At 62.0% G+C, this 24,173-nt stretch carries 25 protein-coding genes and 2 tRNA genes; 9 read left to right on the top strand and 18 right to left on the bottom strand.

The window, feature by feature from the left end:
• From erpA to FJ954_RS08900, 4 genes are read left to right on the top strand one after another with little or no spacing between them, the layout of a single operon-like run.
• Window positions 1-348, top strand: a complete 348-nt coding sequence (gene erpA, locus FJ954_RS08915) for an iron-sulfur cluster insertion protein ErpA (RefSeq protein ID WP_140661113.1) — start codon at window positions 1-3, stop codon at window positions 346-348.
• 7 nt (window positions 349-355) lie between these two features.
• Window positions 356-748: a VOC family protein gene (locus FJ954_RS08910; protein WP_140661112.1), complete on the top strand. Its 393-nt coding sequence runs from the start codon at window positions 356-358 to the stop codon at window positions 746-748.
• A gap of 7 nt (window positions 749-755) precedes the next feature.
• Entirely contained in the window at window positions 756-1,553 is a 798-nt protein-coding gene (gene xth / locus FJ954_RS08905) for an exodeoxyribonuclease III (RefSeq protein ID WP_015317524.1), read from the top strand.
• 50 nt (window positions 1,554-1,603) lie between these two features.
• Window positions 1,604-1,921, top strand: coding sequence for a hypothetical protein (locus tag FJ954_RS08900; protein ID WP_015317523.1), 318 nt, complete (start codon window positions 1,604-1,606; stop codon window positions 1,919-1,921).
• 23 nt (window positions 1,922-1,944) lie between these two features.
• Here the strand turns inward: FJ954_RS08900 and FJ954_RS08895 are convergent, their stop codons facing one another.
• The 8 genes from FJ954_RS08895 to FJ954_RS08860 form a co-directional block, all read right to left on the bottom strand.
• On the bottom strand, window positions 1,945-2,793 hold the full coding sequence (locus tag FJ954_RS08895) for a tetratricopeptide repeat protein (protein WP_140616060.1): 849 nt from the start codon (window positions 2,791-2,793) through the stop codon (window positions 1,945-1,947).
• On the bottom strand, window positions 2,780-4,504 hold the full coding sequence (gene ilvD / locus FJ954_RS08890) for a dihydroxy-acid dehydratase (RefSeq protein WP_140661111.1): 1,725 nt from the start codon (window positions 4,502-4,504) through the stop codon (window positions 2,780-2,782). The genes FJ954_RS08895 and ilvD overlap by 14 nt, the downstream gene beginning before the upstream one ends.
• 290 nt (window positions 4,505-4,794) lie before the next feature.
• Window positions 4,795-6,036, bottom strand: a complete 1,242-nt coding sequence (locus FJ954_RS08885) for an OmpP1/FadL family transporter (protein ID WP_140661110.1) — start codon at window positions 6,034-6,036, stop codon at window positions 4,795-4,797.
• A gap of 359 nt (window positions 6,037-6,395) precedes the next feature.
• A complete protein-coding gene (locus FJ954_RS08880) occupies window positions 6,396-9,179 on the bottom strand; it encodes a valine--tRNA ligase (RefSeq protein WP_140661109.1) in 2,784 nt (927 codons plus the stop codon).
• A 315-nt stretch (window positions 9,180-9,494) separates the two neighbouring features.
• Entirely contained in the window at window positions 9,495-10,319 is an 825-nt protein-coding gene (locus FJ954_RS08875) for a PopZ family protein (RefSeq protein ID WP_140661108.1), read from the bottom strand.
• A 252-nt stretch (window positions 10,320-10,571) separates the two neighbouring features.
• A complete protein-coding gene (locus tag FJ954_RS08870) occupies window positions 10,572-11,957 on the bottom strand; it encodes a TolC family outer membrane protein (protein WP_015317517.1) in 1,386 nt (461 codons plus the stop codon).
• A 180-nt stretch (window positions 11,958-12,137) separates the two neighbouring features.
• Window positions 12,138-12,806 (bottom strand): protein-L-isoaspartate O-methyltransferase, encoded by a 669-nt coding sequence (locus FJ954_RS08865; RefSeq protein WP_015317516.1) that lies wholly within the window; start codon window positions 12,804-12,806, stop codon window positions 12,138-12,140.
• 90 nt (window positions 12,807-12,896) lie between these two features.
• Window positions 12,897-12,970, bottom strand: a tRNA-Cys gene (locus tag FJ954_RS08860).
• A 217-nt stretch (window positions 12,971-13,187) separates the two neighbouring features.
• Between FJ954_RS08860 and FJ954_RS08855 the strand changes: the two genes are divergently transcribed.
• Window positions 13,188-13,439, top strand: a complete 252-nt coding sequence (locus tag FJ954_RS08855; RefSeq protein ID WP_140661107.1) for a hypothetical protein — start codon at window positions 13,188-13,190, stop codon at window positions 13,437-13,439.
• A gap of 47 nt (window positions 13,440-13,486) precedes the next feature.
• On the opposite strand, the gene FJ954_RS08850 is transcribed toward FJ954_RS08855, so the two are convergent.
• Window positions 13,487-13,747 (bottom strand): hypothetical protein, encoded by a 261-nt coding sequence (locus FJ954_RS08850; RefSeq protein WP_140661106.1) that lies wholly within the window; start codon window positions 13,745-13,747, stop codon window positions 13,487-13,489.
• 221 nt (window positions 13,748-13,968) lie between these two features.
• On the opposite strand from FJ954_RS08850, the gene FJ954_RS08845 reads away from it, so the two are divergent.
• A tRNA-Asn gene (locus FJ954_RS08845) sits at window positions 13,969-14,043 on the top strand.
• A 141-nt stretch (window positions 14,044-14,184) separates the two neighbouring features.
• On the opposite strand, the gene FJ954_RS08840 is transcribed toward FJ954_RS08845, so the two are convergent.
• The 3 genes from FJ954_RS08840 to FJ954_RS08830 form a co-directional block, all read right to left on the bottom strand.
• A complete protein-coding gene (locus FJ954_RS08840) occupies window positions 14,185-14,484 on the bottom strand; it encodes a DUF982 domain-containing protein (RefSeq protein WP_140616501.1) in 300 nt (99 codons plus the stop codon).
• Between the two features lie 43 nt (window positions 14,485-14,527).
• The gene (locus tag FJ954_RS08835; protein WP_140661105.1) at window positions 14,528-14,980 is read right to left on the bottom strand and encodes a hypothetical protein; all 453 of its coding nucleotides are present in this window, start codon (window positions 14,978-14,980) and stop codon (window positions 14,528-14,530) included.
• Between the two features lie 68 nt (window positions 14,981-15,048).
• A complete protein-coding gene (locus FJ954_RS08830) occupies window positions 15,049-15,537 on the bottom strand; it encodes an Hsp20 family protein (protein WP_140616045.1) in 489 nt (162 codons plus the stop codon).
• A gap of 341 nt (window positions 15,538-15,878) precedes the next feature.
• Between FJ954_RS08830 and FJ954_RS08825 the strand changes: the two genes are divergently transcribed.
• On the top strand, window positions 15,879-16,310 hold the full coding sequence (locus FJ954_RS08825) for a cupin domain-containing protein (RefSeq protein WP_140661104.1): 432 nt from the start codon (window positions 15,879-15,881) through the stop codon (window positions 16,308-16,310).
• A gap of 96 nt (window positions 16,311-16,406) precedes the next feature.
• Here the strand turns inward: FJ954_RS08825 and FJ954_RS08820 are convergent, their stop codons facing one another.
• Window positions 16,407-16,862 carry a carboxymuconolactone decarboxylase family protein gene (locus FJ954_RS08820; protein WP_015317509.1) on the bottom strand — a complete coding sequence of 152 codons (456 nt, stop codon included), beginning with the start codon at window positions 16,860-16,862 and terminating at the stop codon, window positions 16,407-16,409.
• 102 nt (window positions 16,863-16,964) lie between these two features.
• Window positions 16,965-17,393, bottom strand: a complete 429-nt coding sequence (locus tag FJ954_RS08815; RefSeq protein WP_015317508.1) for an SRPBCC domain-containing protein — start codon at window positions 17,391-17,393, stop codon at window positions 16,965-16,967.
• Between the two features lie 199 nt (window positions 17,394-17,592).
• Here FJ954_RS08815 and FJ954_RS08810 point away from each other — a divergent pair, with 199 nt between their 5' ends.
• Together FJ954_RS08810 and FJ954_RS08805 are read left to right on the top strand one after the other, a co-directional pair.
• Window positions 17,593-18,351 (top strand): copper homeostasis protein CutC, encoded by a 759-nt coding sequence (locus tag FJ954_RS08810; RefSeq protein WP_181177779.1) that lies wholly within the window; start codon window positions 17,593-17,595, stop codon window positions 18,349-18,351.
• A complete protein-coding gene (locus FJ954_RS08805) occupies window positions 18,348-18,836 on the top strand; it encodes a GNAT family N-acetyltransferase (protein ID WP_140661102.1) in 489 nt (162 codons plus the stop codon). Before FJ954_RS08810 ends, FJ954_RS08805 begins: the two co-directional genes overlap by 4 nt.
• Window positions 18,837-18,962: 126 nt before the next feature.
• Here FJ954_RS08805 and FJ954_RS08800 read toward each other — a convergent pair whose 3' ends face one another.
• The 4 genes from FJ954_RS08800 to FJ954_RS08785 form a co-directional block, all read right to left on the bottom strand.
• On the bottom strand, window positions 18,963-19,985 hold the full coding sequence (locus FJ954_RS08800) for an acyltransferase (protein ID WP_140661101.1): 1,023 nt from the start codon (window positions 19,983-19,985) through the stop codon (window positions 18,963-18,965).
• A gap of 260 nt (window positions 19,986-20,245) precedes the next feature.
• Entirely contained in the window at window positions 20,246-21,043 is a 798-nt protein-coding gene (locus FJ954_RS08795; RefSeq protein ID WP_140661100.1) for a xanthine dehydrogenase family protein subunit M, read from the bottom strand.
• Window positions 21,044-21,157: 114 nt separating this feature from the next.
• Window positions 21,158-23,503 carry a xanthine dehydrogenase family protein molybdopterin-binding subunit gene (locus FJ954_RS08790; RefSeq protein ID WP_140661099.1) on the bottom strand — a complete coding sequence of 782 codons (2,346 nt, stop codon included), beginning with the start codon at window positions 23,501-23,503 and terminating at the stop codon, window positions 21,158-21,160.
• A 111-nt stretch (window positions 23,504-23,614) separates the two neighbouring features.
• On the bottom strand, window positions 23,615-24,115 hold the full coding sequence (locus FJ954_RS08785) for a (2Fe-2S)-binding protein (protein ID WP_140661098.1): 501 nt from the start codon (window positions 24,113-24,115) through the stop codon (window positions 23,615-23,617).
• Window positions 24,116-24,173: the final 58 nt, after the last annotated feature.

Raw genomic sequence — 24,173 nt, 5'->3', positions numbered from 1 at the left:
ATGGGCGCGGATGCCAAGACTGCCATGAAAGTCGATATGACCGAGGCCGCGGCCAAGCGAATCGCCAGGATTGTTTCGGCCGAAGCCGGCAAGACGGCGCTGCGTGTGTCCGTCGAAGGTGGCGGCTGCTCCGGCTTTTCCTACAAATTCGATCTGGTCGACACACGCAATGACGACGACGTCGCCATCGAGAAGGATGGCGCCACGGTGCTGATCGACGACATGTCGCTGGTCTATATGGGTGGCTCGGTGATCGATTTCGTCGACGATCTGATGGGACAGTCGTTCCAGATCAGGAACCCGAATGCGGTCGCCTCCTGCGGCTGCGGCACCAGCTTCTCCATCTAGGACCGAGATGCCCGCAACTGGCGCGGTTCGTCAGGTTGCGCTCTCAGCCGGTCGCGACCTCGACGCGACGCTGGCCTTTTGGCGCGACGTCCTCGGCATGAGCATTCATGCCCGCTACGATCCGCCCGGCATCGCCTTCATCATGGCAGGCAATGTCAGGCTGTTGTTTACCGACGGCATCCCGGCCGGCAACCTCTATCTCGACATGTCAGGCCTCGAAGCCTTTTATGCCGAGGCCAAGGCAGCCGGCATTCCCTTCACCGCGCCACCGGCGCTCGTCCATCGCGACACCGAGGGCCAGTTCGGCCCGGCGGGGGAAAGCGAATGGATGGCCTTTATAAAGGACCCGGCAGGCAATACGATCGGTTTGGTCGAACGCCGTCCGCCGCAGGAACAATGAGACCGTCATGAAAATCGTCACCTGGAACATCAACGGCGTGCGCGCCCGCATCGGCAACCTGACCCATTGGCTGACCGAGAGCGCGCCCGACATCGTCTGCCTGCAGGAGATCAAGACGGTCGACGAGCAGTTCCCGCGTGCCGAGATCGAGGCGCTTGGCTATAATGTCGAAACCCATGGCCAGAAGGGCTTCAACGGTGTCGCCCTGCTGTCGAAGCTTCCTTTCGACGAGGTCATCAGGGGCCTGCCGGGCGACGACATCGACGAGCAGGCCCGTTTCATCGAGGGTGTTTTTTCCACCGACAAGGGCGCACTTCGTGTCGCCTCGCTCTATCTGCCCAACGGCAACCCGATCGATGACGAGAAGAAGTTCCCCTACAAGCTGTCGTGGATGGCGCGGCTGGAGCGGTGGGCGCAGGAGCGCCTGAGGCTGGAAGAGGCGCTGGTGCTGGCCGGCGACTACAATGTCATCCCCGAGCCTATCGACGCGCGGTTTCCGGAGAACTGGCTGGGCGACGCGCTGTTCCAGCCGCGGACGCGGCAGGCCTTCCGCCGGCTGCTGAACCTCGGCTTCACCGAAGCGGTGCGCGCGGTCACCGATGCGCCTGATACCTACACGTTCTGGGATTATCAGGCCGGCGCCTGGCAGAAGAACAACGGCATCCGCATCGACCATCTGCTGTTGTCGCCGGAAGCCGCAAACCGGTTCTCATCGGCTTCGATCGAAAAACATGTGCGCGCCTGGGAAAAACCGTCCGATCACGTCCCGGTAGCGATCAACCTCGCGCTGCAGCCGGCCGGATAACCAGAGAAACCCTCATATCGCCACATTCCGACGCATGATGGGAGATCATCATGGCGGCCGGGGTTCCCATGACCATTCGATTTGCTCTTTGTCCGATCGGCTTGGCACTCGCCACGGCCGCGATCGTGCCGGCCTTCGCCGCGCAGGAATGTCTTGCCAATGGAAAATCCTATCCGGTCGGCCAGGTCGCCTGCCTGACGGTCGCCGATCAGAGTCATTTGGCTCGCTGCGACATGGTGCTCAACAACACATCGTGGACAAAGGTCGGCGATAGCTGCCCCGCAAACACGATGGCGCCGCACCTGCACGTCACGCCGATCTCCACACCCGCGCCAAGCATGGTGCCGACCGAACCAACCGAAAACTGATTTTCTGGTTCCTCGAAAGAACCTTACTGATCGACGTTGCTGCCCTTGGTCAGGATATCGTCGGCCAGTGAGATCGCGGTGCGACGGTCGGCTTCGCCGGCAGCGGCGAAGGCCTCTTCCTGCATGCCGCGAATCCAGGGCTGATCGGCCGGGGAAGCACGCTCGAGGGCCGCTGTCATCATCGCCAGGCCGCGCACGACCTTGCCGCTCTGGAACAACAGATGGCCAAGCGTCGCCTGCGCGCCGGCATGGCCCTTCTCGGCGGCGAGCTGGAACCAGCGCCCGGCCTGCTTGACGCTGGCCTTCACGCCGCCTTCACCCTTCAGGAACATCTGCCCCATCTCGAACTGGGCGTTCGGATTGCGGTAATTGGCGGCGGCGCGCATGTAGTATTCCTGCGCCGCCACCTCGTTCTCGCTGACCGGGCTGCCGGGAATGCCCTTGCGCAGATAGTCGCCCAGCGCCACCAGCGCGTCGGAGACGTAGCTTTCTTCCGGAGAGCCGGGCTCGACGTCCTGGTCGACGATCTCCGAGAAGAACTTGAACGCCTCATAATCGTCGCGGGCCACGCCGTCGCCTTCGGCATACATGCGGGCAAGCTTCCAGGTGGCGCCGATCTGGCCGTTCTCGGCGGCGTATTTATAGGCCTCGGCCGCCTGTTCCTTGTGGCCGTTCTTGTAGGCGGAGAAGCCAAACTGGAACACCGCCCAGGGGCTCGACTGCGGCTTCACTCCGGTCTTGTCGTCGAACACCTTGTCGTCGAAAGCCATGGCCTGGCCCACGGCGCCAAAGATCGCAACCGCGACCAGTGCCGGAAGGACAGATGACCTCAGCAACTCTGGTGTTGACTTCAACAACTCAGATATCCGCATAGCAGTGTGTTTCTTTCGCACCGCCCGGATGGGTGACCGCGCCATCCCGGGCGGACCCTACCGTCTGTGCGTATTTCCATATCGCGCCCGACTGATAGTCGGTCGTACGCGCCTTCCATGTCTTCGCCCGAGCCGCCAGCTCGCTATCGGACAGCGCCACCTCTATCGTGCCGTTCACCGCGTCGATCGTGATCACGTCGCCATCCCTGACGAGACCGATCGGACCGCCAACGGCCGCTTCTGGCCCGACATGGCCGATGCAGAAGCCGCGTGTGGCGCCCGAGAAGCGACCGTCGGTGATCAGTGCCACCTTGCCGCCCATGCCCTGGCCGTAGAGCGCCGCCGTCGTCGACAGCATCTCGCGCATGCCAGGACCGCCGCGCGGTCCCTCATAGCGGATGACCAGAACCTCGCCTTCCCGGTAGTTGCGATGCGTCACCGCTTCGAAACATTCCTCTTCCGAATCGAAGCAGCGCGCCGGACCGGAGAATTTCAACTCCGCCATGCCCGCGACCTTCACGATCGCGCCTTCGGGGGCAAGGTTTCCCTTCAAGCCCACGACACCGCCGGTTTGGGTAATAGGTCTGTCGGCCGGGCGGACCACATCCTGGTGTTCATTCCAGGCAACGTGCTCCATATTTTCGGCCAAAGTGCGGCCAGTGACCGTCAGGCAATCGCCATGCAGATAGCCATGGTCGAGCAGCGTCTTCATCAGCAGCGGAATGCCGCCAGCCTCGAACATGTCCTTGGCGACATATTTGCCGCCCGGCTTGAGATCGGCGATGTAAGGCGTCTTCTCGAAGATGCGCGCCACGTCGAACAGGTCGAATTTCAGTCCGGCCTCATGCGCGATCGCCGGCAGGTGCAGTGCCGCATTGGTCGAGCCACCGGTGGCCGAGACCACGGTCGCCGCGTTTTCCAGCGCCTTCAGCGTGACGATGTCGCGCGGGCGGATGTTTTTGGCGATGAGCTCCATGATTTTTTCGCCGGAAGCGAAATTGAAGCGGTCGCGCATTTCGTAGGGCGCCGGCGCGCCGCAGGAATAAGGCAGCGCGAGGCCGATCGCCTCGGCGACCGTGGCCATGGTGTTGGCGGTGAACTGGGCGCCGCAGGAACCGGCCGATGGACAGGCCACCTGTTCTATTTCAAGCAACTCGGCATCGCCGATCGTGCCGACCGAATGCTGGCCGACCGCTTCAAACACATCCTGCACGGTGATCTGACGGCCGCGATAGCTGCCGGGCAGGATCGAACCGCCATAAATGAAGATCGACGGCACGTTGAGCCGCACCATGGCCATCATCATGCCGGGCAGCGACTTGTCGCAGCCGGCGAGCCCGACCAGCGCATCGTAGCAATGGCCGCGCATGGTGAGCTCGACCGAATCGGCGATGACCTCGCGCGACACCAGCGACGACTTCATGCCCTGGTGGCCCATGGCGATGCCGTCGGTGACTGTGATGGTGCAGAATTCGCGCGGCGTGCCGTTGGCGGCCGCGACGCCCTTCTTGACCACCTGCGCCTGGCGCATCAGCGAAATATTGCAGGGTGCCGCTTCGTTCCAGCAGGATGCGACGCCGACCAGCGGCTGCGCGATCTCTGCCGCCGAGAGGCCCATGGCATACAGATAGGACCGGTGCGGCGCACGCGCCGGACCGACAGTCACATGGCGGCTAGGGAGCTTAGCCTTTGAGATGACCTTGGCGTCCATTCTCTTCCTTGCCGCGGGCGGTGCGGCCCGTCCCATCGCCGAGCCTTTTGGCGCGGGTCCCGAGACAAGATCGAGGTGCGCCGGGTTTATGGCGGGAAATGGGCAATTTCCTCGACCTGACTTCCAGCGCAGGGGTTGTTCAGGAAGTGTTGCCAAAACGTCACAATTGGACGAGGCGGCCCCAGTGGGGATTATATGCAACGAAGCTTGAATGATGGGCGTATCGGCGATGCCGGTGCCAACAAAAAAGGCCGGGCAATGCCCCGGCCTTCCATTATAATTTCAAAAGCTTAGAACTTGATCTTGAGGCCGCCAGAAAGCGCCGTGACCAGATCGTTACCGAAGTCGTAGCTGGCATCGGTACCGGCCACGTACCCGTTTTCATCGGTAAGCGTACCGGAGTGGCCGCTGGTCAGCACGCCAATCGCGCCAGCCAGACGAAGTTCGATATTGGGGCGGGGCGTGTAAGCGACGCCGCCACCCAATGTCCAGGTGTCAGTCTGTGAGCCGTAGCCATGTGAGGTACCGCGATCCCAGGTAAGCTGGCCGGCGGCGCTCCATTGATCGTTGAATTTGTGACCGATGCCGCCCGAAACGGTCCAGCCGTCACGATACATCAGATCGAGAGAAGTCCACCTGACCGGCTGCGGAGAGGTCGTTGTACAAGCAGCAATCCCTCTCGTGGCCTGCGAGCAGATCGGAATGCTCTGTAAAACACTCCAGTTGACCCACTTGATCGAGCCGAAGGCAAGCCAGTCAGGAGCTATGCCCGACTGTAGCTTAAATTCCACGGAATCCGGCATCGAAGCTTCACCGTAGATCGGAATAATCGGACCACCGACATGAGTCAGATCAAGGGTGCCCGCAATGTTATCCAGCCTCACCTGGGAATTATAGACGAGGCTAGCCCGCAACGCGATCTCAGGAATTTCGTAGGCCAGCCCCGCTCGCCAGCCCCAACCGCTGCTCGTCAGGTCGACGCGACCGGTACCGGAGAAATTCGGCAGAAACGGCGTCACAAGGTCTTCCTTGAAACCATAGACTTCCTGGTAAAACACACCGCCAATGAAGCGGACTTGGCCCTTGCCAGCATCCATTTTATAGGAGCAGGTGCCCGCGTAATTGTTGCTTTTGATTTCAGTTTCCATGTTGGACTGCGCGCCAACCCATTGGCCAGGGGCCGTGTGCGCCCCCCAAGGCTGCGAGTAGTCGAACATGCAGTCGACCCCCGGCACGACCTGGGCCTTAACGCCGATGCGCGGCACCCAGTAATTCTCGCTATCGTTGGCAGTGGTCGAGCCTACGACGGTACCGTTGAGCGGATCCGTATCCTTTGCGTTCTTGAGCTTGCGATCCGGCATCACATAGGTCGTTTCCGCTTCCGTTGCGAACGGCGCCGGATCGAACAGAAGATCGATATCATATCCGCCACGCTCAATGCCGCCGGCATGCGCCGAACTCATCGCCGCACCCACCACAGCCAGCGAAAAGCATCCTGCTCCCACCAGTGCTTTCAGACGCAAATTGTTCATGGATGTCCTCCCCGAATAACTAGTGCATCAAGCTAGAACCAATTCAGGTTAACGGTGCAACAACGAATTGATTGGCGTACATGTACATGTTCCCGCAACGTATTTTGGACAAAATGCGAGCGGATGCCGCGGCGCCAAAAAAGGGCCTTTGGCGAGGTTTGCCTTTCCCAAAAAAGGAAAAAAACGGCCAGAAAGGCCCAAAAAAAGCCGATTTAAGGGGTCTTCGGCCCCATTGTTACATTATGGCAACAATGGGGCAAAAACTTCCGTTTACGTCAACATTAACGCAACGGAATGCCGATTTTCGAGGCAAAAGACTACCAATTTTAGAGGGTGCTAAAGTCTCGCGAATCTGCCTTTCAGCCGGCGTCACGAACCCTGGTCAACGCCACCGAAAGCTTGTCCTGCGCGGCGCGATATTCGGCGAGCTTTTCCCGCTCGCCTTCCACGATCTCGGCCGGCGCGCTGGCGACGAATTTCTCATTCGACAGCTTCTTGTGCAGGCGCGCGATTTCCTCGGTCACCTTGACCAGTTCCTTCTGCAGCCGCCCGGCCTCCGCGGTGAGGTCGATCAGGCTGCCAAGGGGCAGGCAGATCGTCGCCTCGTTGAGCACGATCTGTGCCGACCCCTTGGGTGCCGCATCGGCGAGCGAGATGTCGCCGACACGCGCCAGCCGCTTGATCGCCGACTCCTCGCGAACCAGCCGCTCGCGCGTCACATCGTTGGCGCCGACCACGACCAGCGGCGCTATGGCTGCCGGCGGCACGTTCATCTCCGAGCGCACCGAGCGGATGCCGGAGACGAGATCGACCAGCCAGTTGATGTCGCCAGCCGCTTCATGGTCCTCGAAATCCGGCGACGGCCATGCGGCATGGCACAGCAGCGAGTCCCGATCCCTGCCCTCGCCCGCCGTCTGCGCCCACAGCTCCTCGGTCATGAACGGCATCATCGGATGCAGGAGCTTGTAGATCTCGTCGAGCACGAAGGCGACGCAGGCGCGGCTTTCGGCCTTGGCGGCCTCGTCCGAGCCCATGAACACCGGCTTCAAGAGTTCCAGATACCAGTCGCAGAACAGGTTCCAGACGAAGCGGTAGGCGGCTCCAGCCGCCTCGTTGAAGCGATACGAGGTGATGCCGTCGGTGACCTCGCGCGCGGCGCGCGTCAGTTCGGTCAGGATCCAGCGGTTGACCGCCAGCTTGGCGTCGTTCAGCCAGAAATCGTCATTGCGCGCGACTTCGTTCATCTCGGCGAAACGCGTCGCGTTCCACAGCTTGGTGCCGAAATTGCGGTAGCCGGCGATACGCGCCGGATCGAGCTTAACATCGCGCCCTTGGGCAGCCATCACCGTTAGGGTGAAACGCAGCGCATCGGCGCCATATTCGTCGATCAGGTCGAGCGGATCGATGACGTTGCCTTTCGACTTCGACATCTTGGCGCCGTTCTTGTCGCGCACCAGCGCATGCATATAAACGGTGTGGAACGGCTCCTCGCCCATGAAGTGGAGGCCCATCATCATCATGCGGGCGACCCAGAAGAAGATAAGATCGAAGCCGGTCACCAGCACGTCGGTCTGATAATAAGTCTTCAGCTCCGGCGTCTGCTCCGGCCAGCCCAGCGTCGAGAAAGGCCACAGCGCCGACGAGAACCAGGTGTCGAGCACATCCTCGTCGCGGGTCAGGATCTCGCCCGGCTTGAAGTTCTCGAGCTTGTCCTCGACCCAGGCCTTCCACGGCCCTTCCAGCGCCAGATAATATTCGATGGCGGCGCTCAGCGCCTCTTCCTCGGTCTTCTCGACGAAGACACGCCCATCTGGCCCGTACCAGGCCGGAATCTGGTGACCCCACCAGAGCTGGCGCGAAATACACCAGGGTTCGATATTCTCCATCCACTGGAAGTAGGTCTTGTCCCAGCTGTTGGGGATGATTTTGGTGCGCCCCTCGCGCACCGAGGCGATCGCCGGCTTGGCGAGCTCGGCGGCATTGGCGTACCACTGCTCGGTCAGGAACGGTTCGATCGGCACGCCGCCGCGGTCGCCATGCGGCACCGCGTGGCGGTGCGGCTCGACCTTGTCGAGGAAGCCGCCGGCCTCCATCAGGTCGACGATCTTCTTGCGCGCAACCAAACGGTCGAGGCCGTCGAGCTCGTCCCAGACGGCCTGGCGCTCCGGCGTCACCTCGACGCCGGCGAGGAAGTCCTCATTATCCCTGAGCTTGATGGCCGCTTCGACGGTCAGGATGTTGATCGCCGGCAGCTTGTGGCGCTTGCCGACCTCGAAGTCGTTGAAATCATGCGCCGGCGTGATCTTGACCGCTCCGGACCCCTTTTCCGGATCGGAATACTCGTCGGCCACGACAGGGATCTTGCGCCCGACGATCGGCAGGACGACATTCTTGCCGACGAGATGCCGGAACCGGTCGTCCTCTGGATTCACCGCGACAGCCGTGTCGCCCAGCATTGTCTCGGGACGAGTCGTCGCCACGATGACGAAGGTTTTTGGATTCTCGGGATCGAACGTCACGCCTTCGACCGGATAGCGGAAGTGCCAGAGATTGCCGTTGACCTCCTGCTGCTCGACTTCGAGATCGGAGATCGCGGTCAGCAGTTTCGGGTCCCAGTTCACAAGGCGCTTGTCCTTGTAGATCAGCCCTTCCTTGTACAGCGTGACGAAGACTTCGAGCACGGCCTTGGACAGGCCTTCATCCATGGTGAAGCGTTCGCGCGACCAGTCGGCGGAAGCGCCGAGACGTTTCAGCTGGTTGAAGATCGCGCCGCCCGATTCGGCCTTCCACTCCCACACTTTCTCGATGAATTCCTCGCGGGTGAGATCGCGGCGGTGGATCTGCTTTTCCATCAGCTGCCGCTCGACCACCATCTGCGTGGCGATGCCGGCATGGTCCATGCCGGGCTGCCACAGGACGTTCTTGCCACGCATGCGCTCGAAGCGCACCAGAATGTCCTGCAGCGTGTTGTTGAGCGCATGGCCCATATGCAGCGAGCCGGTGACGTTGGGCGGCGGAATGACGATGGTGAAGGCCTCGGCCCCCTCCTCCGCCCCAGCGCCGGCGCGAAACGCGTCGGCTTCCTCCCACACCTTGGCGATCTTCGGCTCGACGGTTTTTGCGTCGTAGGTCTTTTCAAGCATGGGAAAACGGTCCGCGCTGTCGGAAATTTTGCTGGTTCGGTGTAAATCGGAAGGTCTTGGCCAAGTCAACCGCGAGGGATGTCCTGAGGCTTCACAAGCAGATAGGCGTCGGCCTATTCATTTCAACGGACGGGCCGTGGGCGTCTTGACGCCAATGGATCGCTGGACCCAGACCCCGGGGCTCGCGCACCTTCATTGTCAGCGACTCCGACGGCAACCTGCTCGCCTTCGCCAGTTCGGCAACCAGTGACTGATCCAACCACAACGAGAAACGCCGCCTCGGCGGCGGCGTTTCTCGGGATGCTAGCCTGGACGTTATTGCGCTCCGCGTGCCACGCGCTCGATCTCTTCGCGCACCAGCCTTTCGACCAGCGTCGGCAGATTGTTGTCCAGCCAATCCTGCAGCATCGGACGCAGCATTTCTTCGGCCATCTCGTCGAATGTCTTCTTGCTGCGGCTGGCAAAGGCGTCGGACAGTTCGCCGAAGGCGGCCGCGACCTGGCGGCCGGTATGTTCGGAAAGAATCGCGGGACGCACCGCCGGCGTTTCGTGCGCCGCCGCGCGCGCCTCACCCGTACCCGTTGGAGCATCGCTTGAAGGAGCCGGGTCGATCGTAGGTTCCGCCGCCACTGGTTTGCTTGCCGAAACCTCCGGCTGTGCCGCTGGCCTGCGGACGCTCCGGTCCGGCATCGCCTTGGCTTGCTCGCCAACCGCCGCGATCTCGCGCCGCCAATCGGCGACGATGGCTTCACTTGTCGCAACCTCCGCGGGAGCCGCTGGCGCGTCGGCGGCAGGCTCGGCGGCAACCCGGGCGCTGACCTCGGCCAGTGTCATCGGCGTCCTGCCCGGAACTGGACCGGCACGCGGCGGCGCGTCCATGCGCGCAATCGCCGGCTGCGTCTGGATTGTTTCGGTCACAGCGACCGGCTTCCTGACCTCGGGAGCGGCATGCAGTTCGGCGCGGAACGCATCGATGTCGGCGGCCGCGACAGTGCTCGCTGCCGGCTCCAGGTCCTGCTGCAATTCGTCGGCCTCGCCGGGCTGCTTGCGGCCATTGTCGCTGTCTTCGATGATCCTCCTGATGGAAGCCAGTATCTCTTCCATGGAAGGTTCGCGCTGTGCGCTGCTTGCCGTTGCCATCGTCACATCCGCCGCCCTTGTGACCCGTTGCAGATTTCCGCTCCGGCAAAAGCCGGATTCGAATCATGGCGACAGCGTAACCGACGGATCGCCGCACGAGAATCCCCAATCTGGGGACATGTGGGATTTCAACAGATTAGAGCAAATCCGCCAAAGCCGTGTGACGGTCCCGTCAGCCACCGACCAAGGGAGGACGATGGTCCAACGGTGTCGATCGAATCCTAGCCAGAAAACGCCGATCGAGCGAACGGCCTAGCGGCCGTCCGGCGTACGCAGGCCGATCCACTTGTCCTTGACGGCATTGTAGTGCTCTTCGGGCCTATACTTCGTCACCTGCAGCGCAAGCCGGTCGACAGACAAGCGGCCAATCGCCTGAAGGATGGCATAGCTCGCCACGACAACGTCGTGTTCGGAATTGGCCTGGTTGATCTTGGCGGTAATCACGGTGGCCTGCGCATTGAGTACGTCAAGCGTCGTGCGCTGGCCGACATTGCGTTCCTCGATGACGCCGTTCAGCGCCAATTGTGCGGCGTCGATAACCTGCCTGTTGGCGGATACGCTTTGCTGCGCGGCGGTGTATTGCGACCATGCCGTGGCGATGGCCTGGCGCACCTGGTCGCGGGTAACGTCGACCTGGATGCGTGCTTGCCCCAGCGATTCCTTGTTCTGCCGCACGACCGCCGACGTCCGGCCGCCGGAGTAAATTGGAATGGTCAGCGTCGCGCCGATATTGGCCGAGGTCGAATTGCCGTTGGAACCGGTGATGTCGGGAATGGACTTGCGGTAATCTTCCGAAACGCCGGCCGAAGCCGACAGCTGCGGCAACAGCGCGCCTTCAGCCGATTTGACTGAAAACGCTGCGGCGTCGACCAAATGCTGAGTGGCAAGGATGGCCGGGTGTTCGGCCGAGCCGACGGCGATCGCCGCGTCGAGGCTCGACGGCAGCAACCGGCCCAATGGCGAAGCGGGCCTGAGCTTGCCAGGCTCGTCACCGACGACCTGGTGATAGGTCGCAGCGCTGGCCAGCGCCTGTGCGCGGGCCGCGCTCAGCGATGCCACCGCGGACGCTCGTGAGGCATCGGCCTGCGCGACATCGGTGCGCGTGCCTTCGCCGACTTCGAAGCGCGAGCGCGCGGCGCGCGCCTGCTCGCTCAGGAACTGCAGGTTCTGCTCGGTCAGCACCGCGATCTGCCGGTCGCGAATCACGTCCATATAGGCCATGGCCGCGTTGAACAGCGTGTTTTCCTCGGTATTGCGCAGGCTTTCCACCGACGCCTTGACCTGGGATTCGGCGGCCGCGACATTGTTCCTCGTCTGAAACCCGTCGAACAGCGATTGATTGATCTGAATGCCGTAGCTGCCGCTTGTCAGTTTCGAACTGCCGCCGCCATTTGCCCGGCGCGTGTTCGTATAATCGATGTTGGCTGAACCTGTAACCGTCGGGCGCCAGCCCGACTTGGCAATGGCCACACTCTCGTCGGTGACACGCACGCCGGCGCGCGATGCATTCAGCGTGGAATTGTACTGATAGGCTTTTGAAAGCGCGCCGGTGATGGTTTCAGCCGAAGCAGCCAGTGGGGATAGCGCGGTCGCCGAAACAAGGACGGCGGTGAAAAGTGACTTGCGTACTGACGGCACGGTGTATCCCTCATTCGTTTTCCATGGGAACCGCGCCGCGCCGGCTTCTCCTTCCAGAGCAGGCGGCGTGGCGTGTTTATGTTCCCTGTCGCTCAGCCCAAAGTGCCCCCAGTCTGGGATCAGCAACGATCGTTCAAATGCAAGCGACCATGACAAGGTCTTTGCTGCAAGGCAAATCATTCAGAATTCGAAAGCATGCTCACGTTCGAACCCGGGTAGTGGCTTAATTGCCGCATTAAAGGCCCTTCTCCCGGTTACAACCCCCCCGGCTTTGACAAAAAGTCGCGCCACGCCTGAATTGCCCTGGCCCTCGACCGCCACCAGGCGGCCGCCTTCGGCGAGCTGGTCGAGCAGCGCCGACGGCACTTTACTGACACTGCCGCCGATGAAGATAACCTCGTAAGGCGCCTTCGCGGCATGGCCTTGCGCCAGGGCGCCCTGAACCACGGTCACATTGCCGCAGCCAAGCCCGGACAGGGTCGACGCGGCGGTTTGCGCCAGTGCCGAATCGCTTTCGAGCGCCACGACGGATCTCGCCAGGCGCGACAGGATGGCCGAGGCATAACCGGTGCCGCAACCGACATCGAGCGCCGAGTCGGTCGGGTTGATCTCGGCCAGTTGCATCAGCTTGGCCAGTGGCGAAGCTTCCATCAGGTAACGCGGGCCATCGGCGCTGTCGGCGATGCGGATGTCCTCGTCGATATAGGCCAGATCGCGCTGGCGATCGCCGACGAAGACCTCGCGCGGCACGGAAAGCATCGCATCGAGCAGCGGCGCGCTGGTCACGTCGGTGGTGCGAACCTGACCATCGACCATCTTGACGCGAAGTTCGGAAAAATCAGCGCTCATGCTCCAACCAATCTGCTTGCCGCGCCAGAATCGCGGTTCATTTCGACCGGAACTTCAGGCTCCGGCGCTGACGCGCTGGAGCCCGGGTATTGGAGGCCTCGCCCGGAATCGAACCGGGGTGCAAGGATTTGCAGTCCTCTGCGTAACCACTCCGCCACGAGGCCTCATTGCTCCCGGCGTTCCACCCGGTTCCAATAGGTTGCGGCGAAAATGCCGTCAAGCGGCCACGCGCATTCCAAAACGGTTTCCTTGCGCCGGCTCCGCGCCCTGTTAGATCGCCGTCGGAGCCGCCCACTCCCATTGGCAATCCGTTAAGCATGGCAAATGATCGAGCGAAACTCCGCGCACCGGCTTGCGTTGAGAAACAGGGAGGACTGCATCATGGCCCTGGCCAAACCGAAGGACGAAACGCACGAAACCGAAAGCGTGCCGCTACTGGGATGCGAGGAATTGGTGCGCTATGCCATCGACTGCCTGAGAATAGAAGGCACCGGCAGGCTTTCACCCCGCGACCGGGCGCGCCTGGCCTCGGCTTCAGCCGTCCTGAAGGAGATCAGCGAAGATCTGAAAGCAGGCCAGCAACCGGATTCGGAGGAATCCGGCACCGACACGGAGAAACAGCGCGACGATTGATTCTCGTCGAAGGCGACCGCCATGCGACATGCATCGGTATCGGCCGCTCAATTCGGCCGGCGTCGCCGCTCCCACCAGACGACCAGGCGGCGCCGGTGGCGGCGCACCATGGCAATTTCGTAGGAAAGCACCAGCAATCCGAGCGGCACCATCCAGAAGCCGAGGATCGGCAAGAACCCGAGAATGCCGCCAAGGGTCAATAGCACGCCGATCGTGATTCTGAGGCCGCGCGACTGCGGCATGGTGAATTCGCGCCCGAACACCGAGATCTTTCTTGCGGGTTTCGGGTTTTCGTCCGCTGCCGTCATCGCGAAGAACTGCCTGTGTTAGGGCTCGACAATCTCATTTACGAAAGCCGCGACCGCCCTTTCGGTTCCGCGCTCGTCGCCAAGACGGCTAATATGAGGGTGGGCAAGGCCGATTGCGAGAAACGCCTGAGCGAAAAAGTCTCGGAAAAATGCGAAATGCTTCTTTGCAAAGCCGAAACGGGTTTGCTATAGGCTGCGCCACTTGCTCAAAGAGCCTCCGTTCCCCGGTAGCTCAGTGGTAGAGCAACCGGCTGTTAACCGGTTGGTCGCTGGTTCGAATCCGGCCCGGGGAGCCAATTTCTCAAAAGACCTCTCTGCCTGCCATCGTCGGCACCACGCGACATAGTGGGGTTCGCCGTGGCTGTGACCCGTCCTGCTAACCCGTATGGGACTGCGGGCAGCGACACCTCTAGGCAGTGCCGCTGCCGTTGTCGCAGCTAGGCGGCCACCCCACCGCGGCCAGATTTGGTGCCGCTCATCCAGGGCAGCGGAGCAAGCGGCTCCTGCAGCATCTTGACGGATCTCGCGAACCCAGCGACGGCATCGCGCGCGACCGAGAGTGGTATCTGGCCATCGTAAGCACGCTGGCAAGCCCGGAAGGCCGTTTCGAAAATCGGGCCTCGACGCTCCCGCGGCCACTCATCCAGGAAATCGAATGCATCCTCAAGGCTTCCTATTTCTTGGATGAACTGGCCATCCTTGACTAACACCGGTCGATCGAACGTCCTGTCGCCCATATAGTCCTCCATTCGGTTGAGGGTGTTCGTTTGCTTCAGCTTTTCACGCGACGGCATGCTCAGGCTCCGCGAACATGCCGCCATCCCCACACCTGGGTGGGACACCGGCATATGCCGGAACCGGCGGCGGATCATCGTCGTCGTCATCTCGCCAGGGGTACCGCAGCCAGTTGCGCCTGGTTTTGTTGCTACGCTGGTCTGAGGACGGACTGCGATCAAACGGTGCCCTGGCCGTCGGCTTGCGCGCAATCTCGTCCAGGGTGTGGAGCGCACGAAGAATCTCGCTGACCTGCGCCATCGCACCGTTGTTCAATTGACGCAGGGTTGGATTGTCAGGAACCGCATGGGCGTCCGAGGCCCAGAAGGCGAGCAGAGCCCTCTTCTCGCCGATCGTCATGTTCTCGTTCAGGACGTCCTCGGGCGTACGCAGCGCAGCGAATTCCGCTGCGTAATCCGTCGGTTTGGATTCATGAAAACTGTAAGCTTGGGATCTCATCTCCGTTCTCCGCGATCTGTGCCTCCCGGCCGAGCCGGGAGGCGGACCACAGACTGAGGTTTCTTGTATCAGGCCACCTTGCGTTGCGGCTCGGCATCCACATCTATGGACTGCTTGTTGCCGCCATCCTGAAGCGGAACCGCTGCGGCGTTGGAACCGATCTCGATGCGCCGGGGCTTGAGTTCCTCGGGCACTTCGCGGACCAGGTCCACCGACAGCAGGCCATTATGAATATTCGCCGCCTTGACCTTGACGTGGTCTGCAAGTTTGAACACCTGCTTGAAGTTGCCTATCGCCAGGCCCCGGTGGAGGATCTCCCGATGTTGCTGATCGGGCTTTCTCTGTCCGATGACGGACAATTCAGGGCCGTTCTGCACAAGTTCCACTTCGTCGAGACCGAAGCCGGCGACGGCCATCGTGATACGATAGTCGTTGTCGCCATTCTTCTCGATGTTGTAGGGCGGCCAGTCGGAGCGCACACTGTTTTCGAGCATGTCGAAGAGCCGGTCGAAGCCGACCGTGGTGCGGTAAAGAGGCGAATAATCAAAGCTTCTCATAGCCATATCCTCCGTGAAGCAACATGGTTTACGGGTCGCCGCAGCGTCGCCGCGACGCGGTATGTCGAGCCGAAGCCTCGACGGAAAACGATCTGGGAATCACGATTTTTTTATTCAAGAGGTCGCCCGAAATTTTTTTGAAGCGGCACTACGGCCATTCCTGACCGGGCATGCATCAGGCCTTGCGGCGACAGCCCTCCGGTTGGAAGCGGGTGAGGAATATGGCCCGGGTGCTGGATCAACTGCCCGTGCAAATGCGCGCCAGGTTCGGCCTCTGGTCACGAGCGACCTTGCACGCTGCCGCCGCCGCGAGATAGATGCGTCGGTCAAGGGAGGACATCATGCGGAAAATCCTGGCATCGGTATTGCTGCTCACGGCAGCATCGTTCGCGACCGGCGCTCATGCGCTGGACAGCAGCGGAACCCCGGTCGTCGTGACGCCACTCGCATCACGCACCACCACTGCATCCGGGCAGCCGATCACGCTGCCGCGGAAGAACGTGCAGGTGCTGGTCTCGACCTATGACATCGCGCCCGGCGCGACCTTGCCGGTCCATCGCCATCCTTTCCCGCGCTACGCCTATGTCCAGGCTGGAACGCTGAGGGTCACCAACGTCGAAACCGGCAACAGCAACACCTACAAGGCTGGCGATTTCATCATCGAAATGATCGGGCAGTGGCACCAGGCCACCAACATTGGCGACGGGCCGGTCAAGCTCCTGGTGATCGATCAGGTCGAGGAAGGCGCCAAGAATACCGAATTGCGACAGTAGCCACCAGGTTACATAGGTGCTCCCGGCGGGGCGGGAAGGCAATGCGCCGCCCGCCCCCTCGCCTCGCGGATCCAGCCCCCCATGTGAACCCGGCGCTCAGCCCCAGGCGCCAACCGGCTGCCGGGTCGTCGCGTTCAGCCTATTGAAGGCATTGATCAGGGCGATCTGGATGACCAGTGCGGCAAGGGCCTTCTCGTCATAATGCCGGGCCGCCTCCTCCCAGATATCGTCCGGCACCGCGTCCGGTCGGTCGGCGAGCCTTGTGCCGGCTTCTGCCAGCGCCAATGCCGCGCGTTCGGCGTCGGTGAAATAAGGCGTTTCCCTCCAGGCAGCGAGGGCAAAGATGCGCTCTTCCTTCTCGCCGGCTTTCTTGAGCTCGCGCGCGTGCATGTCGACGCAGACGCTGCAGCTGTTGATCTGACTGGCGCGCAGATGCACGAGCTTGCGTGTCACATAGGGCAGGTCCGCTGCCTCGGTCGACTTGTCCAGCGCCAGAAACGCCTGCAGGGCGCCTGGGATGAGCATCACCGGGCTCTTGATTCTCGCTTGCATGTGTCTTCTCCTTTTGAACTGTTCTCCGGGCGTGTTTTCCCGGCCCGGACGCCTCGCATCCAGGGTTTCGACTTGATGGAACTGTTAGCTGCCTGCCGGGTGTCAGGTCTGTTTTGAGGTAACCTGTTCGAGCCGTTCGAGAATGCGCGGCCAGCCGCTTCCCATGCCGATATAGCCACGCTCGTCGGCGGGCCGAAATCCCGACTGCTCCATTCGCACCCGGGTCGCCATCCCCTCGGGTGTCAGTAACCACGTCACCACGGTTTTCAACCCGCTGTCCGATTCCGTCCCATCGCCCCAGCTATAAGCCAGCAGCCGCGGCGCCTCGACTTTCAGCACCATGCAGTTCGTCACCCCGGACCACCCGGGAACTGGTGTCGCACGGAATGTGAAGCGATGCCCCTCTTGGGCAGCGAAATCATTCTGCATGAGCCATTCGCCGACGAGTGCCGGCACGGTCAGTGCGCGCCATATCTTTTCCGCCGAATATGGAATCAGCCTTTCGACGACGATCGATTTGGTTTCCGTCATGCCTTGCTCCTCTCGTTGCTGTCGTGGTGCCACGCGCAAAATCATAACCCATCAGCTATGTATAACCCATAACCCTGCAGTTATGTGACTGTCAAGAACGGAATCTGCCGTCTGGTCCAAGTGGCGGCGTAGCGTTCACGCTTCCGCGCCAGGCGCCCGGGTGCTAGGGCTTGCGCAACACCATGGATTGGATCGCCCCTTGACCCCAAAAATTCGCCCGCCGCTTATCGAAATCTGTGTCGAAGGCATTGATGGCCTGCTCGCCGCGCAGGCCGCCGGCGCCGACCGGATCGAACTCTGCGCCAGCCTTGTCGAAGGCGGCACCACGCCGAGCCTCGGCACCGTGCGCGCCGCTCTCGACCAGGCGGCCGTGCCGTTTCATGTCATGGTACGGCCGCGCGGCGGCGATTTTCTCTACAGCGAGACCGAATACCGCTCCATGCTCGCCGACGTCGCCGCGCTCCGCGAACTCGGCGTGCCCGGCGTGGTGTTCGGCTGCCTGAACCCCGACGGGACCATCGACGAGCAGCGCATGCGCGAATTGACAGAGGCCGCCGGCCCCTTGAACGTAACCTGCCACCGCGCCTTCGATATGACGCGCGATCCGGCTGAAGCCCTGGAAGCGCTGATCCGCTGCAGGGTTGGCCGCGTGCTGACCAGCGGCCAGCGCGACACGGCGATCGAAGGCCTGGCATTGCTGCAAGAGCTGGTCCGGCTGGCCGGCGAGCGCATCATCATCCTCGGTTGCGGCGGGCTCGATCTCGGCAATATCGCCGAGGTGCGCGCAAGGACTGGCCTGGCCGAAATGCACTTCGCCGCCCTCAAGGACGTGTCGAGCGCCATGCGCTACCGCAATCCGAAGGTCGGCATGGGCGGCTCCGATCTCGACCGCGAATATCGCAACACGCTGACCGATACAGCGCTGGTAGCGGCGACAATCGCGGCGGCCAAGGCATGACCTCGCCCATAGACCGCATTGCGCAGGCCGACGAAGCGGCCGTACTGGCGCTCAACAACGAGCACGCCGCCGAATTGTCCTGGCTCGAAGCCGAACGGCTGTCGTTCCTGCTCGGCGAGGCCTTTTACGCGCGCCGCATCGGCGATCTCGAAGCCTTCATCATGACCTTCGACCAGAATGCGAATTACGACAGCCCGAACTTCGTCTGGTTTCGCGAGCGCTACATCAGCTTCATCTATGTCGACCGCGTCGTCGTGGCGGCGCACGCAAGAGGCCGCGGCCATGCTCGCCGGCTCTATCGGGACCTGTTCGACCATGCGCGGAGCGCCGGTCACGCGCTGGTCACCTGCGAGGTCAACACCGACCCGCCCAACCCCGCCTCGGATGCCTTCCACGCCGCACTCGGCTTCGCCGAAGTCGGCGACGCGGTGATCCACGGCGGCAAGAAAGCGGTGCGCTATTACGTCAGGCAGATCGCCACCTGATCGGTGGCACCCGCCGACTCACCCGGACGTTGCGCCACCCCCAAAAACAGCTAAGCGCTGTCTGACGAAAAGGGACCTCGCGGTCGTACGGCTATCGTCTGGCCACCATCAAAACAATCGGGCGGCTCACCAATTGCGGTTGAGCCATTCGCGTGCTGGGCGCTCGATCAGGTAGTAGCTGCAGAGCGCGCAGGCAAAAACCCCGGCCAGCATCGGCCATGGATTGCTGCCCTGCTCGTAGACGAATTTGTAGAAGGGCTGCTGCCACAGATAGAGCGAATATGACCATAGACCCAGCGTCGTCATCGGCAGGGACGACAGCCATCCGGACAAGAACCGCGTGCTGAAATCCAGCGCGTTGACGGCAATCGCCAGCAATGGCACCGCGGCCAGGTAGTGGATCGGTGTCGGTACCGAGTCCATGAACAGGCAAACCGCGCCGACGGCCGCCGCAACGGCGACATAAGGCCCCTTCAGCAAGGTCGGCAGCATGCCGTCCGCTTTGAGCAGGCAGATCGCGGCCGACAGCAGGATCGAGGCGATGTGCACGTCGGTGCGCCAGTACGTGGTCTCATAATCCATGTGCAGGAACCAGTAGGAAACCGCGCCATTGACCATGGCCACCAGAGCCAGGACCAGCAGCAGCGGGATGACACGGCTGCGGCTGGCAACGACCGCGCTGATCGCCGCCAGGATGATATAGGCATGTTCTTCGATGCAGAGCGACCAGATGTGGTCGAGCGCGCCGGCCCGATTCAGGAGAATTCCGGCATAGTTGTAGGTGAAGGTCAGCGCCGTCAGGGCCGCCTTCCATTTGAAGGCGATGAACGTGCCTGAGAGCGCGATCATGGCGACGACGACAAAGACCAGAAGCGCCGGATAGATGCGCGAGAACCGGCGTTTGAAAAATTTCTTCAGCGGATAGCGTTCGATGAACAGGATTTCGGCCATCAGCCGGCCGCTGAGCACGAAGAAGAATTCGACGCCCAGCACGCCCAGATTGATCCCGGGAACGGGAAAAAAATGCCCGATCAGCACGAGCGCGATCGACAGACCGCGCCAGCCATCGAGATAGGCCAGTCTTGTCCTGGCCGGTCGCTCGACGATCGCTCGGGGCGGAGCCAGATGGGTCGCGGAAATTTCGGACATGCCGATCCCTTCGCATTGTAATGCGAAAGGCACGGCTAATTCCCGAACCCGGCTCGCATTCCCGCCCTGATCCATACTGCAGTGCAATATAAGTTTGTGCAAGTGCGAGATTGTCGCTGATGCGTCTCCCCCCGCAGCATGGGCCGGAATTGCTTCAAGCAAGAGTGGAGACGCGGCGGCCGGGAACTGGGCAACGACAGTCGCCGGGAGTGAAAAACGGGGCCGTGACAGCCCGTTCCCTTGGCCTAATCGATCTTGCGTCAGGCGCTGGCTGCCGCCACAGCGCGCTTGGCCATGACCGTGATCAGATTGGCACGGTAGTCTGATGAAGCGTGAATGTCGCTCATCAGGTTCTTCGCCGGCACTTTCACACCATTGAGCGAAGCGGCATCGAAGCTCTTGGCAAGTGCTGCCTCGATCTCCTTCGAGCGGAAGACGCCGTCGTCGCCGGCGCCGGTGACGGCAACACTGACGCCGTCCTTGCCCTTGGCCACGAACACGCCGACGATCGCGTAGCGCGAGGCCGGATTGCGGAATTTTTCGTACGCAGCCTTCGCCGGTGCCGTAAAGGAGACCGCCGTGACGATCTCGCCGTCCTTCAAGGAGGTTTCGAACAGCCCCTTGAAGAACTTGTCGGCTGACATCTCGCGCTTGTTGGTGATGATGGTGGCGCCGAGCGCCAGAAGTGCGGCCGGATAGTCCGCCGCCGGATCGTTATTGGCGATCGAACCGCCGATCGTGCCCTTGTGGCGTACCGCCGGATCGCCGATCAGCGACGCCAGATGGGCAAGTGCCGGGCAGGCCTTGCGCAGCTTCTCGTCATTGGCAACGTCGAAATGCGTGGTGGCAGCGCCGATCGTGACCGTCTTGCCCGACACCTTGACCCCCTGCAGTTCCTTGATGCGGGACAGGTCGACCAGATCGGACGGCGCCGCCAGCCGCGTCTTCATGGCGGGGATCAAGGTCATGCCGCCAGAAAGCAGCTTGGCGTCGCCGCTCTTCACGAGCTTGGCGGCTTCAGTGACCGAGGCGGCACGGTGATAGTTGACTGCGTACATGGGATCCTCCCCCTAAGTGGTTAGTCAGCAGTGAGTAGTCAGTAGGGAGCAGGGAATGGCCGCTGCCGGAGGTGGCACGCTGCCCTATTCGCTATTCACTACTTCCTTAGTCACTCATTTCGCGGCGCGGATCGCGGCCCACACGGTGGACGGTGTGGCCGGCATGGCGATATCGACGATGCCTATGGCGTCGGTGATGGCATTGATCACTGCTGGCGGCGAGCCGATGGCACCGGCCTCGCCGCAGCCCTTGATCCCGAGCGGGTTGCTCGGACATGGCGTGTTCGACGTCGAAACCTTGAACGACGGCAGGTCGCCGGCACGTGGCATGGTGTAGTCCATGTAGCTTGCCGTCAGCAGTTGCCCGCTGGCGTCGTAGTGAGCGCCTTCCAGCAGCGCCTGGCCGATGCCCTGGGCGATGCCGCCATGCACCTGGCCTTCGACGATCATCGGATTGATGATGTTGCCGAAATCGTCCGCAGCCACGAACTGGACGATCTCGGTCGTTCCGGTTTCCGGATCGATCTCGACCTCGCAGATATAGCAGCCGGCCGGGAAGGTGAAGTTCGCGGGATCGTAGAACGCCGTTTCCTTCAGGCCTGGCTCCATGCCGGCCGGCAAATTGTGCGCGGTATAGGCGGCCAAAGCCACCTGGAACCACGGCAGGCTCTTGTCGGTGCCGGCGACCTTGACCTCGCCGTTCTCGATGACGATGTCGCGCTCGTCGGCTTCGAGCAGGTGGGCGGCGATCTTCTTGGCCTTGGCCTCGACCTTGTCGAGCGCCTTGGCAATCGCCGACATGCCGACCGCGCCCGAGCGCGAGCCGTAGGTGCCCATGCCCATCTGCACCTTGTCGGTGTCACCGTGGACGATCGACACCGAATCGATTGGCACCCCGAAACGCTGGTTGACCAGTTGCGCGAAGGTCGTCTCGTGCCCCTGCCCATGGCTGTGCGAGCCGGTCAGCACCTCGATGGTGCCGACGGCGTTGACCCTCACCTCAGCCGATTCCCACAGGCCGACGCCGGCGCCGAGCGAGCCGACAGCCGCCGACGGCGCGATGCCGCAGGCCTCGATGTAGCAGCTCATGCCGATGCCGCGCAGCTTGCCATTCCTGACCGAATCCGCCTTGCGCCTGGCAAAGCCGGTATAGTCGGCGGTCTTCATCGCCGCATCAAGCGAAGCGCCATAGTCCCCGGCGTCATAGTTCATGATCACCGGTGTCTGGTGCGGAAACGTGGTGATGAAATTCTTGCGCCTAAGGTCTGCCGGCGAGACGCCGAGCTCGCGTGCCGCCGCTTCCATGGTGCGTTCCAGAAGATAGGTGGCTTCCGGCCGCCCTGCCCCGCGATAGGCATCGACGGGTGCCGTGTTAGTATAGACAGTGCGCACATTGGCGTGGATGGCCGGGATGTCATATTGGCCCGACAGCAGCGTTGCATAGAGATAGGTTGGCACGCAGGACGAGAACAGCGACATATAGGCGCCGAGATTGGCGATCGTATCGACCTTGAAGCCGGTAATCCTGTTGTTCTTGTCGAATGCCATTTCCACCGTCGAGACGTGGTCGCGGCCATGCGCGTCGGTGAGGAAGCTCTCGGTGCGATCGGCGACCCATTTCACCGGCACGCCGGTCTTCTTGGAGGCCCACAGGCAGACGATCTCTTCCGGGTAGATATAGATCTTGGAACCAAAGCCGCCGCCGACATCCGGCGCGATCACGCGCAGCTTGTTTTCGGGCGCGACATTGTAGAAGGCGCTCATCACCAGCCGCGCGACATGCGGGTTTTGCGATGTCGTCCAGCAGGTATAATGATCCTCGGCCTTGTCGTAATGGCCAAGTGCGGCGCGCGGCTCCATGGCGTTCGGCACCAGCCGGTTGTTGACGATCTTCATGCGCGTAACATGCGCAGCCGCCTTGATGGCGGCGTCCGTGGCTTTGGCATCGCCGATCTCCCAGTCGAAGATCAGGTTGTTCTCGGCTTCGGCATGGACCTGCGGGGCGCCCTTTTCGAGTGCCTTTGTCGCATCGACGACCGCCTTCAATTCCTTGTAGGTGATCTCGACCGCCTCGGCCGCATCGCGTGCCTGGCCCTTGGTTTCCGCCACCACCACCACGACCGCATCGCCGACATAACGGACCTTGTCGACTGCCAGCGGCGACCATGCGCCCATCTTCATGGGCGTGCCGTCCTTGGAATGGATCATCCAGCCGCAGATGAGGTTTCCGATGCCGTCGGCCTTGAGTTCCTTGCCGGTCAAGACGCCGATGACGCCCGGCATGCCTTGAGCCGCTTTCACGTCGATCTTCTTGATCTGCGCATGGGCGTGCGGGCTGCGCACGAAGGCCGCATGCTTCATGCCGGGCACCACCATGTCGTCGACATAGCGGCCGGCGCCGGTGATGAACCTTTTGTCTTCCTTGCGCGCGACCCGAGCGCCGACACCTTCGATACCCATGCAGAGATTCCTCCCGAAAAGTGAATAGGAAGTGTGAATAGGAAGTAGTAGTGAGGACAGCCGCCGGTTCAGACCGATTACTGACTATCGACTACTCCACTCCTCTTTCCCTCATGCCGCTTGCTTCGCCTTGCCCTTGGCCCCCTTCGACATCGTCGTCGATGCGGCGAGGATGGCTTTCACGATGTTGTGGTAACCTGTGCAGCGGCAGATATTGCCTTCGAGTTCTGCCCGCACCGTGGCCTCGTCGAGGCCTTCGGGGTGGCGGTTGATCATGTCGGTCGCGGCCATGATCATGCCCGGCGTGCAAAAGCCGCATTGCAGACCATGATGTTCCTTGAAGGCTGCCTGGACGGGATGCAAGTCGGCGCCACTGGCCAGGCCTTCGATCGTAATCACGCTCGACCCCGAGGCCTGGACCGCGAGCATGGTGCAGGACTTCACCGCCTTGCCATCGACATGCACGACGCAGGCGCCGCATTGCGAGGTGTCGCAACCGACATGAGTGCCGGTCAGGCCGAGGTTCTCCCGCAGGAAATGGACGAGCAGCGTTCGATCCTCGACGGCACCGCCGACCCGCTTCCCGTTCACCATCAACGAAACGTCCGACATAGCCCCTCCCTGGGTGTCAACCTTGGTCATCACGCTGCCGACGCGCCGCTGGCACTTC

Source organism: Mesorhizobium sp. B2-3-15 (assembly GCF_006442875.1).
In the GTDB taxonomy this organism is placed as follows: Bacteria; Pseudomonadota; Alphaproteobacteria; order Rhizobiales; family Rhizobiaceae; genus Mesorhizobium; species Mesorhizobium australicum.
Note: the sequence above shows the minus strand (reverse complement) of the source record. Positions and strands in the feature narration are given on the sequence as shown.